The sequence below is a fragment of the Azotobacter vinelandii CA genome (assembly GCF_000380335.1).
Taxonomy (GTDB): domain Bacteria; phylum Pseudomonadota; class Gammaproteobacteria; order Pseudomonadales; family Pseudomonadaceae; genus Azotobacter; species Azotobacter vinelandii.
The window spans coordinates 2,538,104-2,563,123 of record NC_021149.1; the positions used below are offsets into that span (position 1 = coordinate 2,538,104).

The 25,020-nt window shown below is 59.1% G+C and carries 16 protein-coding genes and 4 pseudogenes; 13 read left to right on the forward strand and 7 right to left on the reverse strand.

What is annotated here, in order from left to right:
* Positions 1–64 precede the first annotated feature (64 nt).
* Positions 65–568: an LEA/WHy family protein gene (locus tag AVCA_RS11575; protein WP_012701108.1), complete on the reverse strand. Its 504-nt coding sequence runs from the start codon at positions 566–568 to the stop codon at positions 65–67.
* Positions 569–990: 422 nt separating this feature from the next.
* Here AVCA_RS11575 and pvdQ point away from each other — a divergent pair, with 422 nt between their 5' ends.
* Together pvdQ and AVCA_RS11585 are read left to right on the forward strand one after the other, a co-directional pair.
* On the forward strand, positions 991–3,279 hold the full coding sequence (gene pvdQ, locus AVCA_RS11580) for a bifunctional acylase PvdQ (protein WP_175555989.1): 2,289 nt from the start codon (positions 991–993) through the stop codon (positions 3,277–3,279).
* Positions 3,280–3,907: 628 nt separating this feature from the next.
* The gene (locus tag AVCA_RS11585) at positions 3,908–4,594 is read left to right on the forward strand and encodes a response regulator transcription factor (protein ID WP_175555990.1); all 687 of its coding nucleotides are present in this window, start codon (positions 3,908–3,910) and stop codon (positions 4,592–4,594) included.
* On the opposite strand, the gene acuR is transcribed toward AVCA_RS11585, so the two are convergent.
* Entirely contained in the window at positions 4,588–5,217 is a 630-nt protein-coding gene (gene acuR, locus AVCA_RS11590) for an acrylate utilization transcriptional regulator AcuR (protein ID WP_012701111.1), read from the reverse strand. The genes AVCA_RS11585 and acuR overlap by 7 nt on opposite strands.
* 164 nt (positions 5,218–5,381) lie before the next feature.
* Here acuR and AVCA_RS11595 point away from each other — a divergent pair, with 164 nt between their 5' ends.
* Positions 5,382–7,859 (forward strand): patatin-like protein, encoded by a 2,478-nt coding sequence (locus tag AVCA_RS11595; protein WP_012701112.1) that lies wholly within the window; start codon positions 5,382–5,384, stop codon positions 7,857–7,859.
* Between the two features lie 157 nt (positions 7,860–8,016).
* Here the strand turns inward: AVCA_RS11595 and AVCA_RS11600 are convergent, their stop codons facing one another.
* Positions 8,017–8,631 (reverse strand): sigma-70 family RNA polymerase sigma factor, encoded by a 615-nt coding sequence (locus tag AVCA_RS11600; protein ID WP_309299843.1) that lies wholly within the window; start codon positions 8,629–8,631, stop codon positions 8,017–8,019.
* A 115-nt stretch (positions 8,632–8,746) separates the two neighbouring features.
* Between AVCA_RS11600 and AVCA_RS11605 the strand changes: the two genes are divergently transcribed.
* The gene (locus AVCA_RS11605) at positions 8,747–9,724 is read left to right on the forward strand and encodes a FecR family protein (RefSeq protein ID WP_041807192.1); all 978 of its coding nucleotides are present in this window, start codon (positions 8,747–8,749) and stop codon (positions 9,722–9,724) included.
* 70 nt (positions 9,725–9,794) lie between these two features.
* Here AVCA_RS11605 and AVCA_RS11610 read toward each other — a convergent pair whose 3' ends face one another.
* A complete protein-coding gene (locus tag AVCA_RS11610; RefSeq protein WP_012701115.1) occupies positions 9,795–10,922 on the reverse strand; it encodes a cupin-like domain-containing protein in 1,128 nt (375 codons plus the stop codon).
* Between the two features lie 73 nt (positions 10,923–10,995).
* Positions 10,996–12,600: a pyoverdine maturation tyrosinase PvdP gene (gene pvdP / locus AVCA_RS11615; RefSeq protein WP_175555991.1), complete on the reverse strand. Its 1,605-nt coding sequence runs from the start codon at positions 12,598–12,600 to the stop codon at positions 10,996–10,998.
* 202 nt (positions 12,601–12,802) lie between these two features.
* Here pvdP and AVCA_RS11620 point away from each other — a divergent pair, with 202 nt between their 5' ends.
* The 8 genes and pseudogenes from AVCA_RS11620 (at position 12,803) to AVCA_RS11660 (ending at position 21,270) form a co-directional block, all read left to right on the forward strand.
* Positions 12,803–14,203 carry a dipeptidase gene (locus AVCA_RS11620; protein WP_236616384.1) on the forward strand — a complete coding sequence of 467 codons (1,401 nt, stop codon included), beginning with the start codon at positions 12,803–12,805 and terminating at the stop codon, positions 14,201–14,203.
* A gap of 38 nt (positions 14,204–14,241) precedes the next feature.
* On the forward strand, positions 14,242–15,090 hold the full coding sequence (locus AVCA_RS24865) for a formylglycine-generating enzyme family protein (protein WP_236616394.1): 849 nt from the start codon (positions 14,242–14,244) through the stop codon (positions 15,088–15,090).
* The gene (pvdO, locus tag AVCA_RS11630; protein WP_175555992.1) at positions 15,087–16,037 is read left to right on the forward strand and encodes a dihydropyoverdine dehydrogenase; all 951 of its coding nucleotides are present in this window, start codon (positions 15,087–15,089) and stop codon (positions 16,035–16,037) included. The genes AVCA_RS24865 and pvdO overlap by 4 nt, the downstream gene beginning before the upstream one ends.
* Positions 16,038–16,440: 403 nt before the next feature.
* Positions 16,441–17,397: a GNAT family N-acetyltransferase gene (locus tag AVCA_RS11635; RefSeq protein ID WP_236616385.1), complete on the forward strand. Its 957-nt coding sequence runs from the start codon at positions 16,441–16,443 to the stop codon at positions 17,395–17,397.
* Between the two features lie 214 nt (positions 17,398–17,611).
* Positions 17,612–17,768, forward strand: a pseudogene (locus AVCA_RS24870) (transposase); the annotation flags it as partial.
* A gap of 44 nt (positions 17,769–17,812) precedes the next feature.
* Positions 17,813–18,944: pseudogene (locus AVCA_RS26025) on the forward strand (IS630 family transposase).
* A 97-nt stretch (positions 18,945–19,041) separates the two neighbouring features.
* A pseudogene (locus tag AVCA_RS24875) lies at positions 19,042–19,777 on the forward strand (IS5 family transposase).
* 290 nt (positions 19,778–20,067) lie between these two features.
* Positions 20,068–21,270, forward strand: a complete 1,203-nt coding sequence (locus AVCA_RS11660) for an IS4 family transposase (RefSeq protein ID WP_012701123.1) — start codon at positions 20,068–20,070, stop codon at positions 21,268–21,270.
* A gap of 15 nt (positions 21,271–21,285) precedes the next feature.
* On the opposite strand, the gene AVCA_RS11665 is transcribed toward AVCA_RS11660, so the two are convergent.
* Positions 21,286–22,083 (reverse strand): IS481 family transposase, encoded by a 798-nt coding sequence (locus AVCA_RS11665; RefSeq protein WP_012701124.1) that lies wholly within the window; start codon positions 22,081–22,083, stop codon positions 21,286–21,288.
* A gap of 124 nt (positions 22,084–22,207) precedes the next feature.
* Between AVCA_RS11665 and AVCA_RS26400 the strand changes: the two are divergent.
* Positions 22,208–22,497: pseudogene (locus AVCA_RS26400) on the forward strand (integrase core domain-containing protein); the annotation flags it as partial.
* Positions 22,498–22,539: 42 nt separating this feature from the next.
* Here AVCA_RS26400 and AVCA_RS11675 read toward each other — a convergent pair.
* Complete coding sequence (locus tag AVCA_RS11675; protein WP_012701126.1) at positions 22,540–24,963, reverse strand: TonB-dependent siderophore receptor; 2,424 nt, start codon at positions 24,961–24,963, stop codon at positions 22,540–22,542.
* Between the last annotated feature and the right edge of the window lie 57 nt (positions 24,964–25,020).

The window sequence follows — 25,020 nt, forward strand, 5'->3', positions numbered from 1 at the left end:
TGCGTTATCGCCTGGCAGGAGATCCACGCAAGGTGCGGTCCAGTGGGTAATGGCCATTCCTTGCTTAATGATTGCTGGCGACCATTTCGCCACGCGCCAGTTCGCCATTGTGGAAGAACGGTACTTTGCGTCCGAACAGGCGCCCGGTCTTGACCTCTCCGCTCACCTGATAAGAAATGGGCTCTTCGGCTTTCTTCAACAACTTGACGAGGGGTTTCATGCGTCGCCAGAGATTGGTCGTGACCGGCACCTCGAATTCCTGGTGGCCGTGAGCCGGAACGGTGAACGATTGTCTCGACTCGCCATCGTTCACCAACTCGATATCTTCCAGATGCACTTTGTAGGCCAAGCCACGAACCGGGAGCTTGCTTTCGTTGGGGTTGCTGATACGGAAATGCAGGACGAAGTCCTGCTCCAGCAGACCGGCCTTGCTGATTTCGACTTGGGTCAGCTCCAGGACCGGAGGCTGGAATGCTTCATCCGCCCAGCTTGTGGAAGCAGCCGTACTGGCAAGGAAAGTCATGAGCCAAAGGCCGAAGATCCTTGGTTTGGATACCCGTGAACACATGGGGGGTTGCTCTCCCTTATCGCTAAGCATAAATGATAATCATTATTGCAAAACGCCGCTACCGAATTCAGCTTGGCAAGAAAGCATCTGTCGATTAATGACCCGGGTCATACTTTAGGTGGCTATTGCGGTAGAAATATGGCCATGGGCCTGATTTCCGTTTGCAGGCGAGCCTTGCTATCCCGTGCGAGCCAGACTGCCGTTATGCCGGAGCCGGAAAATCGGAAAACGCGTAGCCCCCATGGGCGCGCTAAGTCTGACGGATTGGCTCGACGCGACAGTTTTGCCGGTGCATTCACTGATATCAGATCTGCATGACGAACACATTGTGACGGTGTCGGGAGCCGGGCCGCTAAATTTCCTGGCGCGCCTCTCGTCCTTGCGGATGCACTCACCATTCGGTGCGGACAGGGGAGATATGCATGCGTCGATTCCTTGCGGGCATGGTCGGGGCTTCGTTGGCCTGCTTGGCCTTGCCGGCGCCAGCCGGTCCATCGATGGTGGCGGAGATCCGCTGGACTGCCTTCGGTGTGCCACATATCCGCGCCGAGAATGAGGCTGGACTCGGTTATGGCATCGGCTACGCCTATGCGCGGGACAACCTATGCCTGCTAGCCGAGGAGATAGTCACCGCACGCGGCGAGCGAGCCCGGTTTTTCGGCGCCGATGGCCAGTCCTCGTCCCGGATCGACAATGTTTCCTCGGACTTCTTCTTCCGCTGGTTGAACGACGACTCATCCGTGGCCACCCTGTGGCAGGCACAGCCAGAGCCGGTTCGCCAACTACTCGAGGGCTATGCGGCGGGCTTCAACCGTTACCTGCGGGATACGCCGGAAGAGCGACGGCCTGTGGCCTGCGCCGGGCGTGAATGGTTGCGGCCGATCTCGAGCGGCGATTTGCTGCGCTTCACCCGGCGGCTCATGATCGAGGGCGGGCTCGGGCAGTTCGTCGAAGCGGTGCTGAACGCGGCGCCACTCGGTGAGCAGGGCAGGGCAGCCCTCGGGCGACCCATGGATTTCGAGCAGGCGGCCCGCCGGCGCGAGGCGTTCGCTCGGCACACGGGCAGCAACGGCATCGCCATCGGCCGGCAACTGTCGGATAACGGCAAGGGCTTGCTGCTGGCGAACCCGCATTTCCCCTGGTTCGGCGCGCTGCGCTTCTATCAATTGCACTTGAGCATCCCCGGGCGGCTCGATGTCATGGGCGCTGCCCTGCCCGGGCTGCCGCTGGTGAACATCGGCTTCAACCAGCATCTCGCCTGGACCCATACGGTCGACAGTTCCAGCCATTTCACCCTGCATCGCCTGGAACTGAACCCGCAGGCTCCTGGGCATTATCGCGTGGATGGCATCGACTATCCCCTGGAGAAGCGGACGTTGAGCGTCGAGGTGCGCGATGCGCAAGGCAATCTGTCGACGCTGGAACACAGTCTCTATCTGTCGAAGTACGGACCGCTGGTGAAGTGGCCAGGTCTGCTCGACTGGACCGATGGAACGGCCTATGCGTTGCACGACGCCAACCTGGAGAACACGCGTGCTCTCCAGCAGTGGACCGAAATGAACCGGGCCACCAGCCTTGCCGAGTTCCGCGCATCGATCGAACGGACCCAGGGCATTCCCTGGGTCAATACCCTGGCCAGCGACGAACAGGGCAGGGTACTCTACATGAACGCTTCGGTCATTCCGAACCTGGAAGCCGATCAATTGGCGAATTGCCTCGATGCGTCGCTGGCCGGAAAAGGGTTGCCGGTGCTCGATGGTTCGCGCAGCACCTGCGACTGGCGCCACGACGAAGGCGCCGCTCAGCCCGGGATAGTGCCTCCGGGCAAATTGCCTGTGCTCGAGCGCGAGGACTTCGTGCAGAACTCCAATGACAGTGCCTGGATGACCAATCCGGCTGCGCGTCTGACGGGCTTCTCGCCGCTGGTCAGCCGCGACGGCCAGCTCCTGAGTCCCCGGGCCCGTTTCGCCCTCGACCAGTTGACCCGGACCGGCCGGGAGCATCTGGACGCACAGCGGCTAGAGCGCCTGGTGACGGACAACCAGGTCTACCTGGCCGATCTGTTGGTGGACGATCTGCTGACTCTGTGTCCCGAAAGCCGGGAACTGGTGGAAGTCTGTACGGGGCTGCGTCTCTGGAGCCGCCGGGCAGGTTTGGAGGATGGCCCAGGTCTCCTGTATTTCCAGCGCTTCGCCGAGCATTTCAGAGCGATTCCGGATGCCTGGCGCATACCCTTCGATCCGCAGGACCCTGTGCACACCCCGCGCGGCATCGCTCTGGACGATCCACAGGTCAGGGAAAAGGTCGTCAAGGCCTTGCTGGTTGCCCGCGACGAAGTGGCTGCGGATGGGGTCGGTGCGAAGACAGTCTGGGGGGAACTCCAGAAGACGAGTTGTGGTGCCGAGCGGATACCCATTCCCGGCGGTGATGGTCGGCTTGGAATCTACAACGCGATCCAGGCGCGACCGGCCTCGGTTGGCCGCGGCTTGGAAGTGGTAGGAGGCAGTAGCTACATACAGTTGGTGCGTTTCACGGAAGAGGGCCCCCAGGCTCGCGGGCTCCTGGCATTTTCCCAGTCCACCGATCCGGCTTCGCCGCATTACCGGGACCAGACTCGGCTGTTTTCCCGTCAGACATGGCAAACGATTCCATTCAGCGAGGCGCAGATAGAAGCCAGCTCGCCATCCGAGGTGCTCCGATTGGTCGAGTGAGTACAGCAAGGCAGCCCTTGCTTCCTTTGCTTTTGACCGGCTTTGACGAGCCGTTTCGTTGACGCCGTCGGTTGTCCATTCCGGCACCGCAGAGCCGGGAAGGAGGTGGAAGAGGTAGCCTTCTGAATCCACCGTTTTCCTCAGCCGGCATTGGCGGTCAGGCCTCGAGCACGACAGCCGTGCCCGGCGTGAAAGGGGCCCCGGTCCTCACCTTCTTCCGAAGTAGCCAGAGAGCAGATTCCAAATCTGACCATCACCGCGAGTAATACATCTACGCGGTGATCGAATCCGCCTGTTGATGTGATTTATTCCTGAAATCGGAAGTTAATTATCGATCCACCATCATGCAAGTGGCCTCCTGATGAAAGGAAAACGACAGAGGGCTTTATTTTCCTGTAATCGGAAATCAAGATTAAGAAAAATATCCACCAAATAACCCTCACAGTACGAAAACATTCAGTTAACAACTGAGAGATCGCCCATGACGGATGCCGAGGACGATGGAAATCACAGTACGGATTGCTCAGGGGCGAACTCTTCTCCATGCTTGTGGCCGACTTTCCGAGACTGGGCGATGCCTGGATTTCCCGGAAAGTCGGCGTGCAACGACAACAACAGGAGAATCTCGATGGAGCAGGTGGTGTACGTCGTGGACGACGACCAAGGCATGCTGGACTCGACTGTCTGGCTGCTCGAATCGGTAGGGCTCAAGGCCCTGCCGTTCATCAGTGGTCGGGCGTTTCTCGATGCCTGCGACCCCAACCTCAACGCCTGCGTGCTGCTGGATGTGCGGATGCCGGGCATGGGCGGCCTGAACGTGCAGGAGGCGATGCGCGCTCGGGGCATCGACCTGCCGGTGATCTTCGTCAGCGGACATGCCGACGTGCCCATCGTGGTGCGGGCTTTCAAGGCCGGCGCCTGCGACTTCATAGAGAAACCCTACAACGAACAGATGCTCCTCGACAGCGTGCAACAGGCGCTCGGCCGCCATGGTGAGCGCCGCTCCGGCAGTAGAGGGCAGGAGGCGGTACAGGCGCGGCTGGATGCGCTGACCCCGCGCGAACGCGATGTGCTGCTACCGCTGGTGCAGGGTTACACCAACCGAGAGATCGCCGAGCAACTGGAAATCAGCGTAAAGACGGTCGATCTGTACCGGATGCGGGTGATGAAGCGCATGCAGGCTGAGCGCCATGCCGATCTGGTCGGCATGGCCATCGCCGCTGGACTGGTCGATCCGTTGAACCTGCGAGCATCGGCGACCGTGAGCTGCCAGCCGGGGAGGGCGCGGCTCTCGCTCGACGAGGCCGGTCACTGACGCGGTAATCCGGCGAGAAAGCCTTCGAGAAAGATGTCCAGCGGCGTCGAGTTACGGACCATCCGAGCGCGTTGCACGGCACCTTCCCAGCCGATCCAGAAGAAGGCGGCAAGTTCCTCGCAGGCTGCGTCGGCAGCCAGTTGGCCATGCTCCCGGGCGAGCCGCAGGCAGGCAGCCAGGCGTCGCTGCCAGTCGCACAGGGTGGCTTCCAGCAGTGTGCGGAAGCTTTCCGGCAGGATGGCCACCTCCTGGCCGAGGTTGCCTACCAGGCAGCCGCGCCGGAATTCGTATTTCGCCATGCCGACCTTGGAATCCTCGACGAAATCGCGCAGACGCTGCAGCGGTGGCACGTCATCTTGCAGCAGCCAGCGGTCCAGCTTGCGGGCGAAGTAGGCGCCATAGTTTTCCAACACCGCCTGGCCGAAGGCCTCCTTGCTGTCGAAGTAGTGATAGAAGGAGCCCTTGGGCACGCCTATGCGCTTGAGCACCGCCTCGATGCCAGTGGACATGAAGCCCTGTTCGGTGAGGATTTCCATTCCACTCAGCGCCTCGCGGGTGTCGGGGAAATCCCGAGAAATTCTGGGGGGGCGGCCGCGGCGAGGTTTAGGCGTCGTGATAGTCATGGGGCGATTCTGGAGGGATAGCCGGCCAAGTCAACCATCTGGTCGCATGAGAAGGGGGCGGCACCGCTTTTATCTTCCCGTGCTCGCCGACGCGCCATACTCATGGGGGCGAGTCATGGGAGGACGGCGGGCTCATCGGTTCCGATGGGCTATTGCAGACTGAGATGAAAGAAAAAGAACTTCGGCTGGCGGTCGTCCTGTTCGGCGGCGTGTCACTGGCAATCTATCAGCACGGTATCAATCGGGAAATTCTCAATCTGGTTCGTGCCTCGAAGCTCTACCACAGTGACAGAACGGGCGGCGCTGAGAGGCCTGAAAAGCCTCTGCGCAGCCTTCACGACAATTACCCGGACGAGCCGGAACACTCCACCGGCGACATCTATCGCGAATTCCTGGAGATTTTGGGAAAGGACATGTACCTGCGGGTGATCGTCGATGTCATCGCCGGCTCTTCGGCTGGAGGCATCAACGGCGTGACCCTGGCCACAGCCCTGGCTCACGACCGCAGCCTGATACCGGTCACCCGCATGTGGCTCGAGGAGGCCGACATGCTGAGCCTGCTGGCCCCCGAAGCCAGAGCGCGCCTCTGGAGCAAGTGGTATTTCTGGCCGCTGGTGCGCCCCTTGCTCGCCCGGCTCGATCGTGAGGGCCTGCTGCCGCGGGAGACTGATACCGAAATCGAAAAGCGGGTTTCGGTTTTCCTGCGCTCTCGCTGGTTCAAGCCGCCCCTGGATGGCCGGCGCCTGACCATGCTCATCCTCGATGCGCTGACGGCGATGAAAACCTCCAGCTCGCCGTGGGAGTCGTTGCTGCCCCAGGGGGCCAGGCTGGATTTACTGGTGACGGTCACGGATTTCCGCGGGATCGAGCGGCCGATCTTCATCCATGACCCACCGGTTGCCTACGAGCGGGAACATCGTCATCTCTTGCGCTTCAGTCTCGATCATCGGCGAACCGGACATCTGCTCAGCGATTTCGACATCGACAATTTTCCTTCCCTGGCCTATGCCGGACGGGCCACGGCCTCCTATCCCGGGGCGTTTCCGCCCGTGCGGATCCGAGAGATCGACGAGGTCCTGGCCGAGCGCCATATGCCGTGGCCGGCCCGGGCGCACTTTCTGGAGCGGAATTTCCGTCATTATCGCGAGCGGGGCGAGAACCCCGAGGAGGCGATCCTGCTCGACGGCAGCGTGCTCGACAACAAACCGATCACGGCCTGCGTCGAAGCTATCCGTACGCACTCCGCGTTCCGGGAAGTGGACCGGCGCCTAGTCTTCGTCGATCCCCATCCCGGGATTGGCAAGGCGGCGCCCGGAGCCGGCGTGCCCGGCTTTTTCGCCACCCTGCGGGGAGCACTCTCGGACCTTCCGCGGCACGACCCGGTGTATAACGAACTGGCGGCCATCAGCCGCTACAACGTACAGGCCAGGCGTCTGAAGGCATCGATTTCCAGCGCCAGGCCCCTGGTCGCGAACCTGATCGAGCAGGCGACGGCGGGCGGACTGCGAGGGCGCTTCACAGCCGACGATCTACGGCACTGGAGGCTTTCGTCGATCAGCCTGCTGGCCGGCACCACAGTCGTCTATGACGTGTGGATGCGTTCGCTGGTTCTCGAAGCCCTGGACTTCATCGTGCAGATCGTCGCCAGTGCCTGCCAGTACGCCGCCAATTCGCCGGAGGCGTGCTGGGTCCAGGAAATCATCGAAATCTGGGCCAGACGGCAGGGAATCATCGCCGATTCCTATGTCATGCCGGACAACCTTTACCAGAATGTCGATTTGCCGCCTTATGGGAAGATGATTCTGGATTTCGGCGTGATCTACAAAAGACGACGGTTAAATTTCGTTTTGCATGAAATCAATGATCGCTATCCCGAGGTTTCCGACAATCCGCCCGGCGTCGTCGATCCGGAATCCCTCGATCTGCTGAAAATCAAGATCCACAAGTGCATCGACGAGCTGTCGATCTACGACGACATCGATTTTCTCAGCCGGCAGGCCATCGCCGCCTGCCGGGATATCTTTCTGGAGGAGGGCGCCAAGGCCGGTGTTTGCGGCACCGCGCTTCCGCCCGAGCCGGCCTCCTTCGAGGAGATATCCCGGCTGGTCGAACGACTGGCGCAGGAGTGCGATCTTGCCAGGACCACGGATAACGCCGATGCGGTACTGGCTTCGCCCCTGGTGCTGGGCCTGGAGCCGGCGAGCCGCGACGCCATCCTCATCGGCTACCTGGGGTATTTCTTCTGGGACATCATCCTGCGTCCGACCGTGAGTGCACTGTCGCTGGATACCGATGCGGGTCCCATCGAGGAGATTCTGGTCGATCGCATCAGTCCCGAGGATGCGACCAGCCTCCGGCTCGACGGCCGGAAGAGCGTGCTGCTCGGGCGGTCGTTCGCCAGCTTCGGCGGCTTTCTCGGTCGCTCGATCCGCGAGAACGACTATCTGTGGGGGCGTTTGCACGCCGTGGACCGGCTCTTCGACATCCTCCTCAGCACAGCTCCGGCGAGCGTACGCGGCAATTTCGATATCGTGGCGTTGAAGAAGTGCGCCTTCGAGCGAGTGCTTGCCGAAGAGGAGCAGCAGTTGCATGCGATTCCCACGCTGATCGCCCAGCTCAGGGAGGCTGTTGGGCGTCTTTAGCGAGCTGGCTCTCGGGTGGGAGGGATGGTCGAGATGTGGTTCGCTGCACAATACGTAATTTAACATAATATACATTATGCGAAGTATTGGTATGGCGCTGTGAACTCCTTTTTGCCAAGAGATCACAGCTAGAGCTCCACGCTGAACCCCGCTTTGCTTATCTTGTAATCGTGGAATGGCGGCGCGTTGCGTTGTTGAAATCAACCTTGGAATACTCCATTTCCCTGACTCGGATGCGGCAATGTCGCATGGCATTGACGATGTGCTTTTCCACCATATCCTTGGAAATGCCCATGCGGGCCGCGATCTCCGTGTGTCCCAGGCCGTCCAGCTTGCGCATCAGGAATGCTTTCCGGCAATTTTCGGACAATTCGTTCAGAGCGCGCTCCACCAGTGTGGCGCGTTGCCGAAGGTATAGGGAGTCCTGCGGGCTCAGGAACTGTTCCGCCGCATGCGGTTCGATATCCTCGAGCGATTCGCTGCGCCGTACGGTTTCACGCCGGTGGGTATCGATGGCAATATTGATCGCTGTGCGATATAGGTAGGCTTGTGGATACTTCACGAGGCTTCCATGGCCGCCTTCGAGGATCCGTACATAGGCATCATGGACAACGTCCGCCGCCAGATGGCGATCCCTCAACCGGGTCGTCAAGTAACGGACCAACTGCTGGTAATATTTTTCCATGATCCCCCCGAGCTTGAAGCATGCGACCGTTTTGCCGGTGAACACGTCGGTCGGGAGGCTATCGTCTACCGCCTTGAGCCGGCACATGTCGCATTTTATACTGGCGAACGGCCAAATTATAATTATTCTCATTTTTAATGGAAGCTTCTTCGGGCGTCTTGCTCCTTTCCAATCCAACGTTGAGCCGAACCGGTAGCGCCTGATGACCGACCATGCCTCCTCCCCTCTTGCAAGCGATAACCTCCTCGATGAGGCGGCCTACTGGTGCATGCGAATGCATGCGGAAGACTGCACGAATGAGGAACGCACGGCGTTCGAACGCTGGCTGAAAATCAGCCCGGCCCACATGCGCGAGTACCAGGCAATGCTCGACATATGGCTGGTCAGCGAGCACCTGCCTGTCCAGGCGATAGCTGGAGATTCGGTTCGGACCTCGCCTCGGCGGCGCTCGCGCAGGCCTGCCTTGGCGGCCGCGGCTTTGTTGCTTCTTTCGCTGGGTAGTCTGCTGGGCTGGCAGCAAGGATGGCTTCCCAACCACATTCAGCGCTTCCATGCCGAGGACAGTACTCGCGAAGTGATCCTGGCGGATGGATCGCGCGTGCACTTGAATCTGGATACCACGCTATGGTTCGTCAATTTCCGTGATCGCCGCAGTGTGAAACTCAGTGAGGGCGAAGCCTTCTTCGAGGTTCAGCACGATGCCCGCCACCCATTCGTGGTGTATGCCGGCAAGGGCAGCGTTACCGTCACCGGCACCCGCTTCAACGTATGGAAATATGCGGACCAGGTGGTCGTCACCCTGACCGAAGGTTCGGTCAAGGTACATGGCGATACGGAACAGCCCGACCAGGTGACTTACCTATCTCCTGGCTTGCAGGCTCGTTACGGAAACGATGGCGAACTGCCGCAGATATCGACCGCCAAAGCCGAGGCCCTGGCTTGGCGTGAAGGCAAGCTGGTCCTCGACGACCTTACGCTCGCCGAGGCCCTCCCCTATATCAATCGTTACCTGGACAAGCCCATTCTGCTTGCCGATCAGGCCACCGCTGACCTGCGCATCGGCGGCATCTATGACACCCGCAACATCGGACAACTGGTCCAGGTCCTGCCCAAGGTTCTACCGATCTACCTGAGCCGGAACAGTGACGATGCCACGGTCATCGGTAGCCGGCCGCGTTAACCTCTAAATAAGCCGTTCCGCATGGGCTTTATCAACCGGCCATGGGGCGTACATAGCGCCCCGACGTGACTTACCAACCCCGTCCGGAATTGACCCAGAAATTGACGGACAGTGAAGTGGAGACGGATTCCACCTGGTGGAACCAGCCATCCGGCAGGAAGAACAGATCGCCCGCTTCCAGCACGATGTGTAAGAAATCTACCTCGCGGGCGCGGGGAAAGCGTGCGTAGTCGGGAGCTTTCGGATTTACCTCGCAGCCTTCCAGCCCGCCTTGCGGTGAGGTCGACCAAGTGCTCAGCGCCTCGCAATGATGTGGCGCCGCCAGGATGAAGGACTTGCGCCCCCAGACCTGGGCGTACAAGTTGTCCGAGTCGTCCCTATGCAGAGGAGTGAGCGTTCCCTTGGGGCCGATCCAGATGCGCGGCTTTATGAACAGGGATCGGTCGAAGTAATCCGGAAAGCGGATCAGTTCCAACAACTGTTCGGGTACTACATTGTTGCCCATATAAGGTGACGGGACACCCTCCTCCAGCTCCTGGTCCAGCCCGGCGATGAACTCGGCCATCGAGGTGGAACGGAAATCGCGCTCGGTGGAAAAAGTCTTCTGTGCATAGTCACCATGCCGAGTGATGCCCTGCAGCTTGGCGAAATGCACCAACGACTCCTCGCGACTCATGTTGAACAGCGGCCAATCCTGCAGGGCATCGCTGATGATTACCGGCAAACCTTGCGGAACGTAATGCTGGCGAAATTCCTCCACCGACAGGCCACTACGCGGCCGTCGCTCCACCGCCTTCAGTGGCGGCTGGCCTGCCGAGACCTTGTCGCTGGCGCGCTCCGGTGCGGGATAACGCTGGTTCATACCGCGTACCTGCTCGGGCGGTGCGACACCTCGGCGAGCCGCGCCGATGATCTGTGGCAACAGGGTAGCGAGCCCCATCTGCCCACCGATCCTGAGCCGGCCGTTGGCGAACAGTTCCTCGACATCCTGAGTACCCTGGAGAATGCCGGTGAAGTCCCGTTCGTCAAGTTCGATGGTCACGTCGGCGGTCGGATGGTGTCCGGAACGAATGGTCACCTGTTCGCCTACCTCCGCCCAGACCGCCTTTTCCGGAGGGAAGACGAACTGGAAGACCCCATTGACTCCCACCGCCTGCGCGCCGGTGAACAAACTAGACAATACAGCGGATAAATCCATGATCGGGCTCCCCTAAGTCTGGGTCGTGGACAGTGATTCATGAACGAACGGCACGGGGCCGGAATTATTTACGTCAATCATGCGGATCGCCCCGGGTCAGGTGTCGCCCATACCAGGGCCGGCGCGGCACCCGGTCCTCAAGGCGTTCGGCCTCCTCTTCGTCGGCGAACACGATGCGCAAGGCGAGCTTCATGGTTTCCATGTCCAACTCGCCGCCATCGCCCCGGTTGCTGCGTCCCCAGGCACCACAGCCGGCCCGCGCCGGTCCCAGCCAGGGCTCGGCGACGCGCACCCAGGGGCCCGGCGCGAACCAGGGCACGCCATCGATCGTCTTGCGAACCACCTGGCCGGGATGTGTCTGTTCGTGGGCCAGGAACCAGTCCTCGATGCGATCGTCGATCCAGCCATGGAAGGACCAGAACACCGGATCGACATGGGAAGAGAACGGATCGCCCAGGTAATCGTTGCCAGGACGGTACCAATGCTCGGCGAAATCCGCCGAACCACGTCCAAAGGGCATCGGCAACCCGCTGTTGGGATCGCGTGGTATCGATGCCCAACGCATGTGCAGCCAGTCGTGGATGCCCAGTTCGATGCGCGATCCCAGTTCGCCCAGACACAGGGTGCTGAGGTACTCCGGATCCCGGTATTGTGCCTCCCAGGCCTGGAAGTCACCGTAATAGCCTTCGCTGCTCTTGATGTAGTACAGCCACCGGTTGAAGCTCTCGTCTCCCTGGACTTCCCACGCCGGCGGCACGGAAAAACCATCGAGGTTGGCCATGTAATCCACGAAGGCCTGGATCCCGTGGCCGATGTAGGGCCTGGGGGGCGGCAGGCTTGTCCAGGAGCGCAGATCCTGCATGGCGCGCGCACGTATCAGCATGTCCCGGTGCATGAACAGGAAATCCTCTCCCGAGCCGTTACGGTGCCGATGCTTGCCCCGCGCATCGCGCTCCTTGCCGAGCGGACCGGCCTGCCAACCGAGCGCCCGCAACCCCTGGCGTTGCGTCGATTCGAGTCGATGCCAGCGATCGCGGCAGGCGTGCCACACCTGATGGAACAGGCGATGCCCGGGCGATACCAGCCAGGCTTTCAGCTCCGGGACATAGGACAGCCGTTCGCGGGATGCCGTGAATGGTCGTCGAACGGCGACGAACGAGGCTTCCTGCGTCGAAAGCCCAGCCTGGACGCCCGACCTGTGCAGGCGGCCGCTCAGTGTCGCCTTGCCGCCGCCGGTACTCCATGCGCCCCAGATCTCGTCGAAGATCGCCCTGCACTCCAGCGAGCGTCCCTGGTTGTCCAGCATCCGCAAATTCAGGAATGGCGCCTTGTCGCCACTGAGGCGTCCAAAGACCTGCAGGATGTCTCCGGCATAGGGCGGTGCTCCCAGGTAACCGCGCAACGCCCGCCCACCAGGACCGATATCCAGAAGCAGTTGCAACTCCCCGGCCGGGATCTCAGGAAAGTCCTGGCGCCCGGCGATGAAACGCATGTCCCATACACCCACCAGCCGATTGGCCAGCAAAGCGTCCTGCAACACGGGTACGGGTGTATCCGGCTCGTCGGACGACAGCTCGGCAGCTTCCGACTCTTTCCATTTACGATGGGTGTACACCCCTGCCGACAAGGTCGCTGCCGCTGCCAACCCCGCCACGAATCCCCTACGAGAAAACTTCATTCTTCGCTCGCTATACCAGCTATTCCTGCGAGAACGAATGCCGGGGACCCGAATTTATGCATGCCCCACTCTGCGCAGCCCTCTAACCAGACCAGCTCGGAGCTGCGCCCCCTCAACGCTAAATCCTCCCCTCGCCTGCTCGTCTTCCCAACGAAATCGGCCGGGTATCCGGCCGGCCAACACCATCAATTCTGGGAGCCCCATGAGCACTCGTCGTACCGTTCGGAAATGGCTACTCCTGAGCATCCTGTCGCTGATCGCCGTGGCGGCGGTCGCCTCGCTGGTCTGGTGGCTTTTCATTCGTCAGTCCTTGCCCTACTCGCGCGATGTCATGCGCAAGGCCAATGACTTGCAGGAAAGGATCCTGTCCTTCGACGCCCATATCGATCTTCCCCTGGAATACGGAAGCGGGGGTATGGAAGCCGACCGCGACGGTCGCACGCAGTTCGATCTGGTCAAGGCCGCTCGTGGCCGCCTGAGCGGAGCGGCGCTCACCATCTGGGCCTGGCCGGAGTTCTGGATCGGCCCCAATGCTCCGCACCGGCCGACACCCGGTTTCGTCGAGGCGGCGCGACATGAACAAGAGGCCCGCTACCGGATCATCACCGGCATCGCCCGCGACTATCCTGAACGGGCCGGCATCGCTTATAGCCCTGCCGATTTCCGCCGTCTGGCCCACGAGGGCAAGTTCGCCATCGTCATCAGCATGCTCAATGCCTATCCGCTGGGCGACGAGGTCTCGCGGCTGGACGACTGGGCCGCACGTGGCATGCGCATCTTCGGCTTCAACTATGTGGCCAACAACACCTGGTCGGACTCCTCCCGCCCCATGCCCTTCTACGGCGACTCGCCCGACGAGCATGGCGGCCTCTCCGAGTTGGGACGACAGGCCGTGAGACGCCTGAACGACCTGGGCGTGGTCATCGATGTCTCACAGATGTCCAGCAGCGCCCTCGAACAGGTCACCGATCTCAGCCGCGCCCCGATCATCGCTTCGCACTCAGGCATACGCGGTCTGGTGGACATACAGCGCAATCTGACCGACCGGGAGCTGCGCCTGATCCAGAAGACCGGCGGTGTGGTTCATATCGCCGGCTTCTCTTCCTACCTGCGTCCCTTCTCCAAGGAAACCCTCGCCAAGGTCAACGCCATGCGCACAGGCTTCGGCCTGCTGGATGTCGAGAACCTCTCCCAGGCCAGCATGCCGGCCGATCCGGTGTTCTCGATCTGGCCTGAGAAGCGCTTCGGCGAGTACGCCAGCCAGCTCTATGCCATCCTCGAAACCGATCCACGGGCGGGCCTGAAGGAATTCGGCGATGCCATCGACTATGCCGTGAAGAAGATAGGCATCGACCACGTCGGCATCAGTTCCGACTTCAACGATGGCGGCGGTGTGATCGGCTGGGAGAACGTCGGCGACGCCCGTAACGTCACCGCCGAACTCATTCAGCGTGGCTACTCGGACGAGGACATCGCCAAGCTGTGGGGTGGCAACTTCCTGCGGGTATGGGAGCAAGTGCAGAACGCCAGCAGGCAGAGCCACGACGACATCACAACATCTCCATCTCAAGAAACGCCCACTCAAAGGAGTACAACGCAGTGAGTCGTTCATTTCTGTCGATCGCCTGCTCATCCGTTTTCCTGTACTTCGTGGGCGGGGCAAACGCAAGTGAAACGGAATACTTGGCAGGCACGGTTTTCAAAGACTGTGAGCGCTGCCCTGAAATGGTCGTTTTACCCGCTGGCGAGTTCATCATGGGCTCCTCCGGCGTGGAGGCTGGCCACCAACCGGATGAAAGCCCCCAGCACAAGGTGACATTCGAACACCCGTTCGCCATCAGCCGTTTTTACGTCACCGCAGCCGAATGGGACGCCTATGCCCAAGAAACCGATGTGAAGCTGAAAGATGGCGACACTCGCCCCGGAAGAGAATGCCTCGCGGGCAAACCCCGCTATCCTCAAGGTCTGCGACAACCCGCTGTCTGTGTCGATTACAACGACACGAAAGGCTATATCGACTGGCTGGCGCGCAAAACAGGCCAGCCCTACCGGATGATCAGCGAGGCCGAGCGCGAATATGCAGCCCGAGCGGGTAGCACCGGCCCATTCCCATATCCGGTCGACGAGACAACTTTCAACATCAGCCGTCATGCGAACACCATCGGTTCTGCGGACGGTTTCGAGTTCACCTCTCCCGTCGACAGTTTCCCACCCAATGCCTTCGGGGTTTATGACACCCACGGCAATGTCTGGGAATGGGTCGCCGATTGCCTGAACCCGGATTATCAGGGGGCTCCGACAGACGGCAGCGCTTGGATGCAGGGGGATTGCCTCAGGCACATCATCCGGGGTAATGACTGGATTTCCATTCCTGTTTTTTCCCGCTCAGCCAATCGCAATTCACGTCCCTCCGAAGCTCGAGGCGACTGGATAGGTTTTCGAGTGGCCAAGCCTCTTTCCACTGCGAAACAGGCGGAGAGAAAGGAATGAGCATTCACAGATCCAAAGACGAATCAAGCGAGAAGAATATTTCCAAAACCACGAAACGCCTCGCACGGTCTATTGAGTCAGGATCGATAGTGGCGGTCAGGATACTTCCAGTCCTTTACTGCGTTACTGCACTCTTGACGGCTTCCCAGGCAATTGCGGCACCAGCGCCCGGTACCGTATTCAAAGACTGTCCGGAATGCCCGGAAATGGTAGTGCTACCTGCCGGCAGCTTCATCATGGGCACCCTGGAGGACGAACTGGGCAGGCAACCGGACGAGGGCCCGCAGCACAAGGTGACCTTCGCCAAGCCCTTCGCCATCAGCCGCTTTCACGTCACGGCGAAAGAGCTGAACGCCTACATCAAGCAAACCGGCGTGGTCATCAAGAGTGGCGACGAGCGCCCCGGTCGCTGGTGCGAGGCGAGCAAGCCCAGCTATCCGCAAGGTCCCCGTCAACCGGCGGTCTGCATCGACTACCACGAAGTCCAAACCTATACCGAGTGGCTATCGAAGAAAACCGGCAAGCGCTACCGCATGGTCAGCGAAGCGGAACGCGAATACGCTGCCCGTGCCGGTTCCACGGGCCCCTTCCCGTTCCCGTTCGACAAGGAAGGGGAATATCAGATCGACAAACACGCTAATACTTATGGCCCCAAGGATGGCTACAGCTACAGCTCCCCGGTCGGCAGCTACCCACCCAATGCCTTCGGCGTGTACGACATGCACGGCAACGTCTACGAATGGGTCGCCGACTGCAAGCATCCCGATTATGTCGGTGCACCAACCGACGGTAGCGCCTGGATAGACGACAAAAACTGTGAGCGGGCTCACATGCGTGGCAACGACTGGGGTGAATCACCGATCTTTTCTCGTTCGGGCAATAGAAATGACAGACTGAAAACTACACGTGGAGACTTTTTGGGGTTCAGGGTAGTCCGGGATCTCTAAATCACGACCTGGAAGCAGAGGTTGAAGCGATTCTTGATCGCCTGATGGGGCTGTAGTGTTCGATAACCTTCAGCTCAGGTCGATCTGCTACTATAAGTACTTCGTTTTTGCGACCGATAGCTCGTGCCCTAACACTTTTCCGACAGGCAGCTAGTCAGCATTCTATCATCCCCCTCGAAATGGGTAGCTTAAAAGGCTGTTTGGGTGAATTGCCAATGGCTTATTTTATTTTGAGTAAATCCGCCACCCTTCTTTTCGTTTCGACTCTATAGGTCAGACGGATCCATACTGGGATACAAATATGCCGTGCCCATCCAAGAGTGATCAGAGTTGCTACACCGAGATACCTGTTTTCGCCGGAACTTATCGGAATGGAGAACTGCGGGTCCGTCTGAAGGGCAACATGCTCAGTGTCTTGCTCGATGGGCAACTCCGGATGGAAATGACCATCCTTTCTTGTGAGAGCCCTACGTCGGTTCGTTGCAGACTGTTTTCGGTCGATCAAGGCTGGGTAGGCGAAACGCTCCTGGCATCATGCGAAGCACTGTTCGTTCAGCACCCTGCACTGGAGCAACTGGTAATCGAAGAAGAGAGCCTGACAGGGCTCGAGTCTCTGCTAAATGACGGTGTATTCAGGAGAAAAAGCGACGGAACACTGCTTTGCGAAGCCGAGCAGTTCTGGCAGTACGCGCCTCTCTGGTTGACCAGAAAATCCCATGGAGCGTATCCCTCCAAATTGGTCATGACCAACGGGATACGCCATCCCTTGCGTCCTGAAAGAAATCAGAGAGAGCTCTACCGCCGTTTCATCCCTTGGCTGGGCCAGACCCTGAGCTTCAGGATTGCCGAGATAAACGAAGACCTGTACTCCTTCAACCGCTGGATGAATAACCCACGGGTTGCCCTATTTTGGGAAGAGCAAGGAAATCTCGAACAGCATCGCGCCTATCTGGAACGGCAACTGGTCGATCCCCACACTCTGCCGGTGATCGGCTGTTTCGACGGTACTTCATTTGGCTATTTCGAAATCTACTGGGCCAAGGAGGACCGCATCGCACCCTTTTATGACGTAGATAACTACGACAGAGGATTGCACTTGCTTGTCGGCGAAGAAGCATTCCGTGGAAAGGCTTTCTACACAGCCTGGTTCTCATCCATCTGTCATTACATGTTTCTCGACGACCCACGTACCCGGCGCATTGTCTGCGAGCCTCGCCACGATAACCACCGGCAAATCGCCAACTTCGATCGCGGCGGCTTCGCCAAGATCAAGCATTTCGACTTTCCCCATAAACGTGCGCTACTGGTGATGCTCTGGCGCGAACGTTTCTTTTCCGAGCGTCTTTATCGGCCCTTGTAGTTACAGAAAATAATTTTTAGTCCTACTGCTCCGGGAGAGGCTTGGCCTGTCTCCGCCTCCAGATGCCGTAGATCGCGTCAGAATAACCTGTCCCCATTAGCACTACAGTTGCATATTTGTGAACGAGCCCCCCAGAAACACCGGACACCGTTTCCCTCTTACCATAAGGGATAGGCAAACGGTCGTGTTTATGACTACCAGCAAAGACAGACACATCGAAGTGCTCGGCCAGGAGCGGCGTCGCCGCTGGAGTGTCGAGGAGAAGCTTGCCATGGTGCGCGAGAGCCTGGCGTCTGGACAAAGCGTCTCGGTGGTGGCCAGGCGCAACGGGCATCAATCCCAACCAGTTGTTCCATTGGCGCAAGCTCTACTAGTGTTATGACACAGCTAAATCTGCGTCATGCATAATGTCGGCATGGAACATTACAGAATCATCCTCAGTCCTCAAGAAAGAGCGCGGTTGCAAGAGCTGACAAGCAAAGGCAGGACCGCGGCAAGCCAAGTCATCAACGCCCTGATCCTGCTGGCCTGCGACCGCTCGCAAGACCAGGGGCCGCGCAAGACCAGTGCACAGATCGCCCAGATGCTGGGCGTGAGCCAACGCAAGATCGACAACCTCAAGCGGCGTTGCGTGCAGGAAGGTCTGGAGTCGGTGCTGGTGAGAAAGAAACCCCGGCGCGAATACGCCCGCAAGATCGACGGCGAACTCGAGGCACGCCTGATCGCCCTGAGCTGCGGACCTGCTCCCGAAGGTCATGCGCGCTGGACGCTCAAACTGCTGGCCGAGCGTGCGGTGGAGTTGGAATATGTAGACTCGCTGTCGTCGGAGACGGTGCGACGTGCCCTAAAAAAAACGAACTCAAGCCGTGGCGCAAGGTTGGCTGGGTGATCCCGCCGAAGGCCAGCGGGGAATTCGTGGCGGCCATGGAGCAGGTGCTGGATGTCTACAGTCGACCCTATGACGAAGGCCATCCGGTGGTCTGCATGGACGAAACGCCGCGGCAACTGATCCGCCAGGTGCGCGAGCCCCTCGAGGCGGTACCGGGGCATCCCGGGCGCGATACGAGTACGAGCGCGCTGGCACCTGCAACGTCTTCGTAGCCTGTGAGCCGCTGGCCGGGCGGCGCATCGCCAAGGTCACCGAGTACAAGAAAAGGCAGGACTGGGCGCTGTTCCTGCAGGACATCGCCCAAGCCTGGTCCGGGGCCGAGCGCATCACGCTGGTGATGGACAACCTCAACACCCACAGTGCCGCCTCGCTGTACGAGACCTTTATGCCCGAGCAGGCCAAGGCCCTGAGAGATCGCTTCGAGTTCGTCTACACCCCCAAGCATGGCAGTTGGCTGAACATGGCCGAAATCGAGATCAACGTACTCGCCGGCCAGTGCCTGGACAGGCGCATCGACTCCCTCGAGCGGATGCGCCAGGAGGTCGCCGCATGGCAGCAATGCCGCAACCAGCTCGATGCCAAGATCAACTGGCAGTTCACCACCCAGGATGCGAGGGTCAAGCTACGCAGCCTATATCCGCAGATTGAAGTGTGTTGAGATACTAGGGCCTGTTCCCGTTTTGCGCTAACTCATTGATCTATAATAACAAGTTAGTATCGTTGTAGCTCTCACACAACACCAATACGAGCGTGCAATGCCCCGAATAATGCTCAGCGATGAGCATTGGCCGAAGCTACGGCAAATTCTGTTGCGCGAGGCCATCTACAACAAGCGTGATTTACGCATGACAGTCGAAGGCATGCTGTATCGCATGCGCGTGGGGTGCCGCGCGACCTGCCTCTGCCTTCGGCAGCTGGGAGCGTTTCAATGCATGGTCCGCGTCTGGCAAGTGGCTCAAGGTGCTTCGGATCCTTGTGACGCGGATCCCGATATGGAGTGGGTTTTCCATCGATGGTAGCTATGCCAAAGCCCACCAGCACAGCGCAGGTGCCGCCAGTGGAAAGGACGAAGCGATAGGGAAAAGCCGGGCAGGCAACACCAGCAAGATTCGCTTGGCCGTGGATGCTTGCGGGCTGCCGATTGCCTTCGAAATTACCGGAGGTCAAATCAACGACTGTACTCAGGCATCCTCGTTGATCGCCAAGGTGCCCGACGCCGAAAGCATCATTGCTGACAGAGGCTATGACAGCGAAGCGATCCGAGAGCAAATCGTCCAACAGGGCGGCCAGGCAGTGATTCTAAGAAAGCGCACCTCTGTGAAAGGAAATGCGGATCTGGATAGAGGGCTTTACCGCAACCGGCACCGGGTGGAAAACACCTTTGCCCGGCTGAAGCATTACCGGGCGGTGGCATCACGGTTCGACAAACTCAAGAGACATTACGAAAGCGTCGTTGCCATGGCCTGTGCCTTCCTATGGCTCCCCATGTGAAACGGGAACAGGCCCTAGGTGTTTAGTCCCGGGAAGTAATGGCTAGGATCGCCTTTGAAAGACCGCGGATCCTTATGCCACTGTTCCAGGATAAAGCCAATCGGCGTACGCCCTTTCAGCGCGCGTAACGAACGAGCGCTGTTATAGGCCCAGAGGTAGTCCCTGAGATGCGACCGGAGCCTGAGTAATCCCCAGAAATTTTCCCGGAAAATCAGTTAGATAAGGCTTGAATAGGCCTGCATGGACGGGCACGTTGGTTGTCACCAAACAAAAACAGCGTCCCCAGCCCCATGCAGACCGTCCAATTCTTGCACGCCGCCTTCGCCAAGGCACTCCCCACGATCCATGCCCGCCGTCTCGAAGCCCTGATGGCGGCGGTGGCCGCCCTGCTGCAGGGCCGCTGCCTGACCCTGACCGCACTGGGGCGTTCCCTGCCCGGCTCGGCCTGGCCCAGGCATGCGATCAAGCGGATCGACCGCCTGCTCGGCAACCGGCAGTTGCAGGCCGAGCGGGGGTTGTTCTACTGGGTCATGCTCCGCGCCCTGCTGGGCTCGTTCAGGCATCCCCTGATCCTGGTGGACTGGTCGCCGATCGATGCCGCCGGCAAGCTGTTCCTGCTGCGGGCCGCGCTCCCGCTGGCCGGACGCTCGCTACCGGTGTGCGAAGTCGTCCACCCGCGCGAGGGCTGCCCGCGTTGCCAGAAGCGGCTGCTCGAGGCGCTCGCGGCGATGTTGCCGGCCGACTGCCGGCCCGTCCTGGTCACCGATGCCGGCTTCCAGCGGCCCTGGTTCCAAGCCGTCGAAATCCGGGGCTGGCATTACGTCGGCCGCGTGCGCAATCGCGACCTGTGCCGGCTCGGCGAGCAGCCTTGGGGACCGGTGAAAAGCCTGTATGCCCTGGCCTCGGCTTCGCCGAAACGGCTCGGTTGCGTCGAGATGACTCGCTCGGCGCCCTGGTCCACTCAGCTCTGCGTGGTGAAGCATGCGCCGCGGGGACGCCAGCACCGGCGCATCACCGGAACCCTGGCCCGGGACAAACGCAGCCGGCAAAGCGCGCAGCGCGAAAGCGAGCCCTGGCTGCTGGCCAGCAATCTGCCCGAGGCGCAGTGGAATGCCGCGCAGGTCGTGGCGATCTACCGGCGGCGCACGCAGATCGAGGAAGGCTTCCGCGACCTGAAGAGCCATCGGTTGGGGATCGGCCTGGGACTGCATCGAAGCCGCTGTCCGCGCCGCATCGAGATCCTGCTGCTGATTGCCGTGCTGGCCAACTATGCGCTGTGCCTGCTGGGCCTGCTGGGCCTGCAGGCGCGGGAGGCGGGGCACGAGCGGCGATTCCAGAGCAACAGTCTCAAGTGCAAGCGCGTGCTGTCGCTGTGGCGGCTGGGACTGGAGTATGCACGCACCGGGGTGGGAGCCATTTCCCGGGAGACGCTGCGCAACCTGGAGCTGGCCCTGCGGCGGGAGGTCCATCGGCAAGCGCAGGAACTGGGGTGATTTTGTGGGGATCACTCAGGACCGGAGCTCCTCGAGCGAGGTGTAGTGAAACGCTTTGGTCGTGGCGTCCTTGATCGTCCGGTTCATCCGCTCGACCTGGCCGTTGGTCCAGGGATGGAAGGGTTTGGTCAGGCGGTGTTCGATGCCGTGCCGCTGGCAGAGCGCATCGAACGGATGCGTCCGATAAGCCTCGGTTTCGGCCTTTTTGGCGAACTGGATGCCGTTGTCGGTCAGGACCGTGTGGACGCGATACGGCAAGGCCTTCAGGGTGGCGTGCAGGAAGTCGACGGCGCTCTTGCGGGTGGCCTGCGCGTACAACCCGGCATGGACAAATTTGCTGGTTCGGTCGATCGCGACGAAGAGACAGGCCTTGCCCTCGGTGGTTCGAGTCTCGGTGATGTCGATGTGCAGATAGCCGAGTGGATAGCGCTTGAAGGGTTTTTTCTCACGGCCCGGCTCGCTCGCACGAGGCAACTGGCTGACGCCGTGGCGCTGGAAAAGGCGGTGCAGGCTCGAGCGGGTCAGCGTGGGGATAGTCCGTTGCAGCGCATGCAGGCAGTCATCCAGCGGCAGCAGCGTCTTCTGCCGGAACACCAGTGCGGCGGCTTCCTGCAGCAGTGTCAGGGAGGTCGAGCGCGGGGCGCTGGGCCCCATGGGTGCATCCTCGACCGTGTCGCGACTACGCCATTTGCGAACGGTCTTGGGGTTGAGGTGGTAGCGCCTGCTCAGCGCCGCGATCGAATCTTGCGATCGCTGTATTTCTGCTCGGATGGCGTGCGTGGTCGTGGCGCGTTTGTGAAGAATCTGAGCCATGGATCATCCTCCGATAGAGGCTTATACCATAGACCAGTACTTCTCGGGACCAAACACCTAGGACGGCAGCCCGTCGGCGGTCAGTGCCGGCGAAGCCGTGGTGCCCACCTCGGAACTGGCCGATGCCGACAACGGCTCGGCGTACACCGCCGAGCAGACCCGTGGGAGATTGGCTTGCTGCTGTTGACCACGCCGGTTTGCAGCCCACAGAGCAACGGCATGGCCGAAAGCTTCGTGAAAACGATGAGGCACGATTACATCGCCCACATGCCAAGCCAAGCAGGACTGCCTCGCCTGAGGGCGCTGTGCAACCTGGAGATTGCCTTCCAGCATTATAACGAGGAGCATCCGCACAGCGCCTTAAACTACCACTTGCTTCGAGAGTTTAGGCGGATGACCACAACATCAACTTAACGGGGTTGCGATGTACGGTTTGATAGGGGCAAGTCCACTTATTTAAAAATCCCAACGTGTTGTCAACATCATATTACGAGGCTCTCCATACATCTTGGTGGCTATACCAGTCCACCGATCTCCATAGTTAGAGTAGTAATACTTGTCAAATAAATTATTAACATTGAGTGTGGCCGAGAGATTATTAGTGATTTGATACCTACCCATCAGATTGACTAGCCAGAAGGCTTCATTCTTGAATTGATGCTCATTACCTAAAGCATCCGTACCATCCCGCCAGGTCGTGCCTTGGTAACTGCCGCCACCACCGATGGTTATTTTACTCAATCTGCCAGGTAGCCGGTAGGTCGTATAGAGTTTGAACTGGTTCTCCGGTGCCTGGGTCGTCAGTTTCTCGTTGGTTTCATCCTCTCGGATGACCTGATGAGTAAACCCTGCCTGGATATTCCAGCCGGGCATCAATTCGCCGCTAACCTCCAGTTCAATACCCTTGGTCTTGGCCTTTGTCCCTCTATAAGCAGTGTAGGTTATTCCATTACTATTAGTTAGGCCTCCGATAGATTCAGCGCGATTATCCTGGCGGATTTCAAAATAGGCCAGGCTGGCATTCAACCGGCCATTGAACCACTCGCCCTTGAGTCCACCTTCATAGCTATCGCCTTCGTCCGGATCGAGTACGGCATAACTTTCATCCCGGACACTTTGCGGCCGGAAGATCTTGGTGTAGCTGGCATACAGCGAAAAATTGTTGTTCAAGTCGTAGGTGACGCCCGCGAAAGGAATCACCTCACCCGTTTCACGCATATTGCTATCGCCACCCCGGCGATAATTAGTTACTCGTCCTCCTAAAATCACGGCAAGATCATCGCTTAGACTAAAACGGCCACTGGCATATACAGCACGCTGGTTGATACGGTCTTCGGCACGATAGAGGATGCCGCCCCAGTCCGGTCGCTCTGCACGTCCATCCCATTCCCCGATATTATCAATAGGCACTCTAATAACATTGTGCCCTGATCCCTTGAGATGGTTATGATAGCCGCTGACCCCCACGGCCAGTTCGTGGGTACGGCCGAATAATTCGAAAGGACCACGGGCATAAGCCTCCAATGCCTGACTTCTCGTTTTGTACCTATTTTGGCTAGTAAGCAATTCGGAGCTGCCAGTATCACCGTTTGGAGTGTATTTAATACTTCCCAAGTTTGCATCGTATGCGTTTCTCTGGAAGGTGTAATAGACTCGACTGCTCCAGCCATTGTCGAACTCATGGTCAAGTTGGGTAAAAAAAGCATGGCTGAATTGCTCCACTCGACTCCAACTCGCAGCAGGGTTGAAAGATCTGGATATATTAACTTCATTATTATGGCTATCGAAGAAAGGTGTTCCTCCCGAACTACTACCAGTCGGTATTGTCTTGTCGTAGTTACCACCGAATGTCAGCATCGTCTTGGGGGAAAGATCTACTTCCAATATGCCATATAGGGCTCGTTTCTGCTCCTTGAAATGATCCATATAGGATTGTTGATCTTGGAAGGCGGTAGCAAAACGACCGCGAATACTCCCACTTTCGTCCAAGGGACCACCTACATCCCATTCGGTACGGTAGTTATCCCAGCGACCATACTCGGCCGTGGCGTGTCCGGAAAACTCATGGGTAGGTTTCTTGCGCACAAGGTTGATAGTGGCACCAGGACTACCCGCTCCTGTGGTCAAACCACTAGCCCCCTTGATGACTTCCACGCGGTCGTATTGGATCATATCGCTTGTGGTCTCGCCCATGAAATTGATGCCATCGGACAAGACGGGGATACCATCGTATTGGAAGTTTCGAATCTCGTAGCCACGGGCATAGTAATAGGATCGATAGTTATCCGTGCCACGCCGCGTGACGCCTGGGGTATGATCCATCACCTTGTTGATATTGGTAAGATTGAAGTCGTCCATATGCTGGCGAGTAACGACTGTGACGGTCTGCGGTGTCTCGCGAGGAGTCAGCACCAGTCTGGTGGCAGTAGCGATAGTGCCGGGCGTATAGGATTTAGTATTTTCTGTAATGGTGCCGAGAGCATTGTCTTCCACGGTCATGGCATTCAAGGTCATAGTGCCAGACTCTCCATTTCTGAAAAGCGTAATGACATCGCCTTGCAAGGTATAACCAATACCTGTCCCCATCAATAGTTCTTCCAAAGCACTTAAGGGGGGGAATGGCCCCTTGACCTCATTGCTGTGCAGGCCTCTAAGCATTTCATAGCTATATAGTAGCTGCATGTTCGATTGAGTACCAAACGCCTGAAGGGCAGAGGATAGAGGCTGTGCAGGAACATTAAAAATTACTTCCTGGGCCTGTATTTGCACTGAGACTGGAAGTGCTATGGCTACTATTAGTGTGGCGGCGACTCTAGGTCTAAAAAAATGACGCATCAGCAGTGCTTTGGCCAAGGGAGACAATTCAGCTTGTGAGGGCATTGTTTGGGCTCATTTAAGGGATGACATGTGGCAGATATCCATTAGACGTATCCACCA

Coding starts and splice junctions, on each gene's coding strand:
- AVCA_RS11585 (WP_175555990.1), top strand. CDS start 3,908: ATGGAGCAGGTGGTGTACGTCGTGGACGACGACCAAGGCATGCTGGAC.
- AVCA_RS11620 (WP_236616384.1), top strand. CDS start 12,803: ATGAGCACTCGTCGTACCGTTCGGAAATGGCTACTCCTGAGCATCCTG.
- AVCA_RS11595 (WP_012701112.1), top strand. CDS start 5,382: ATGAAAGAAAAAGAACTTCGGCTGGCGGTCGTCCTGTTCGGCGGCGTG.
- AVCA_RS11635 (WP_236616385.1), top strand. CDS start 16,441: ATGCTCAGTGTCTTGCTCGATGGGCAACTCCGGATGGAAATGACCATC.
- AVCA_RS11600 (WP_309299843.1), bottom strand. CDS start 8,631: ATGTGCCGGCTCAAGGCGGTAGACGATAGCCTCCCGACCGACGTGTTC.
- acuR (WP_012701111.1), bottom strand. CDS start 5,217: ATGACTATCACGACGCCTAAACCTCGCCGCGGCCGCCCCCCCAGAATT.
- pvdP (WP_175555991.1), bottom strand. CDS start 12,600: ATGAAGTTTTCTCGTAGGGGATTCGTGGCGGGGTTGGCAGCGGCAGCG.
- AVCA_RS11675 (WP_012701126.1), bottom strand. CDS start 24,963: ATGCCCTCACAAGCTGAATTGTCTCCCTTGGCCAAAGCACTGCTGATG.
- AVCA_RS11575 (WP_012701108.1), bottom strand. CDS start 568: ATGTGTTCACGGGTATCCAAACCAAGGATCTTCGGCCTTTGGCTCATG.
- pvdO (WP_175555992.1), top strand. CDS start 15,087: ATGAGCATTCACAGATCCAAAGACGAATCAAGCGAGAAGAATATTTCC.
- pvdQ (WP_175555989.1), top strand. CDS start 991: ATGCGTCGATTCCTTGCGGGCATGGTCGGGGCTTCGTTGGCCTGCTTG.
- AVCA_RS11605 (WP_041807192.1), top strand. CDS start 8,747: ATGACCGACCATGCCTCCTCCCCTCTTGCAAGCGATAACCTCCTCGAT.
- AVCA_RS11610 (WP_012701115.1), bottom strand. CDS start 10,922: ATGGATTTATCCGCTGTATTGTCTAGTTTGTTCACCGGCGCGCAGGCG.
- AVCA_RS11660 (WP_012701123.1), top strand. CDS start 20,068: ATGCAGACCGTCCAATTCTTGCACGCCGCCTTCGCCAAGGCACTCCCC.
- AVCA_RS11665 (WP_012701124.1), bottom strand. CDS start 22,083: ATGGCTCAGATTCTTCACAAACGCGCCACGACCACGCACGCCATCCGA.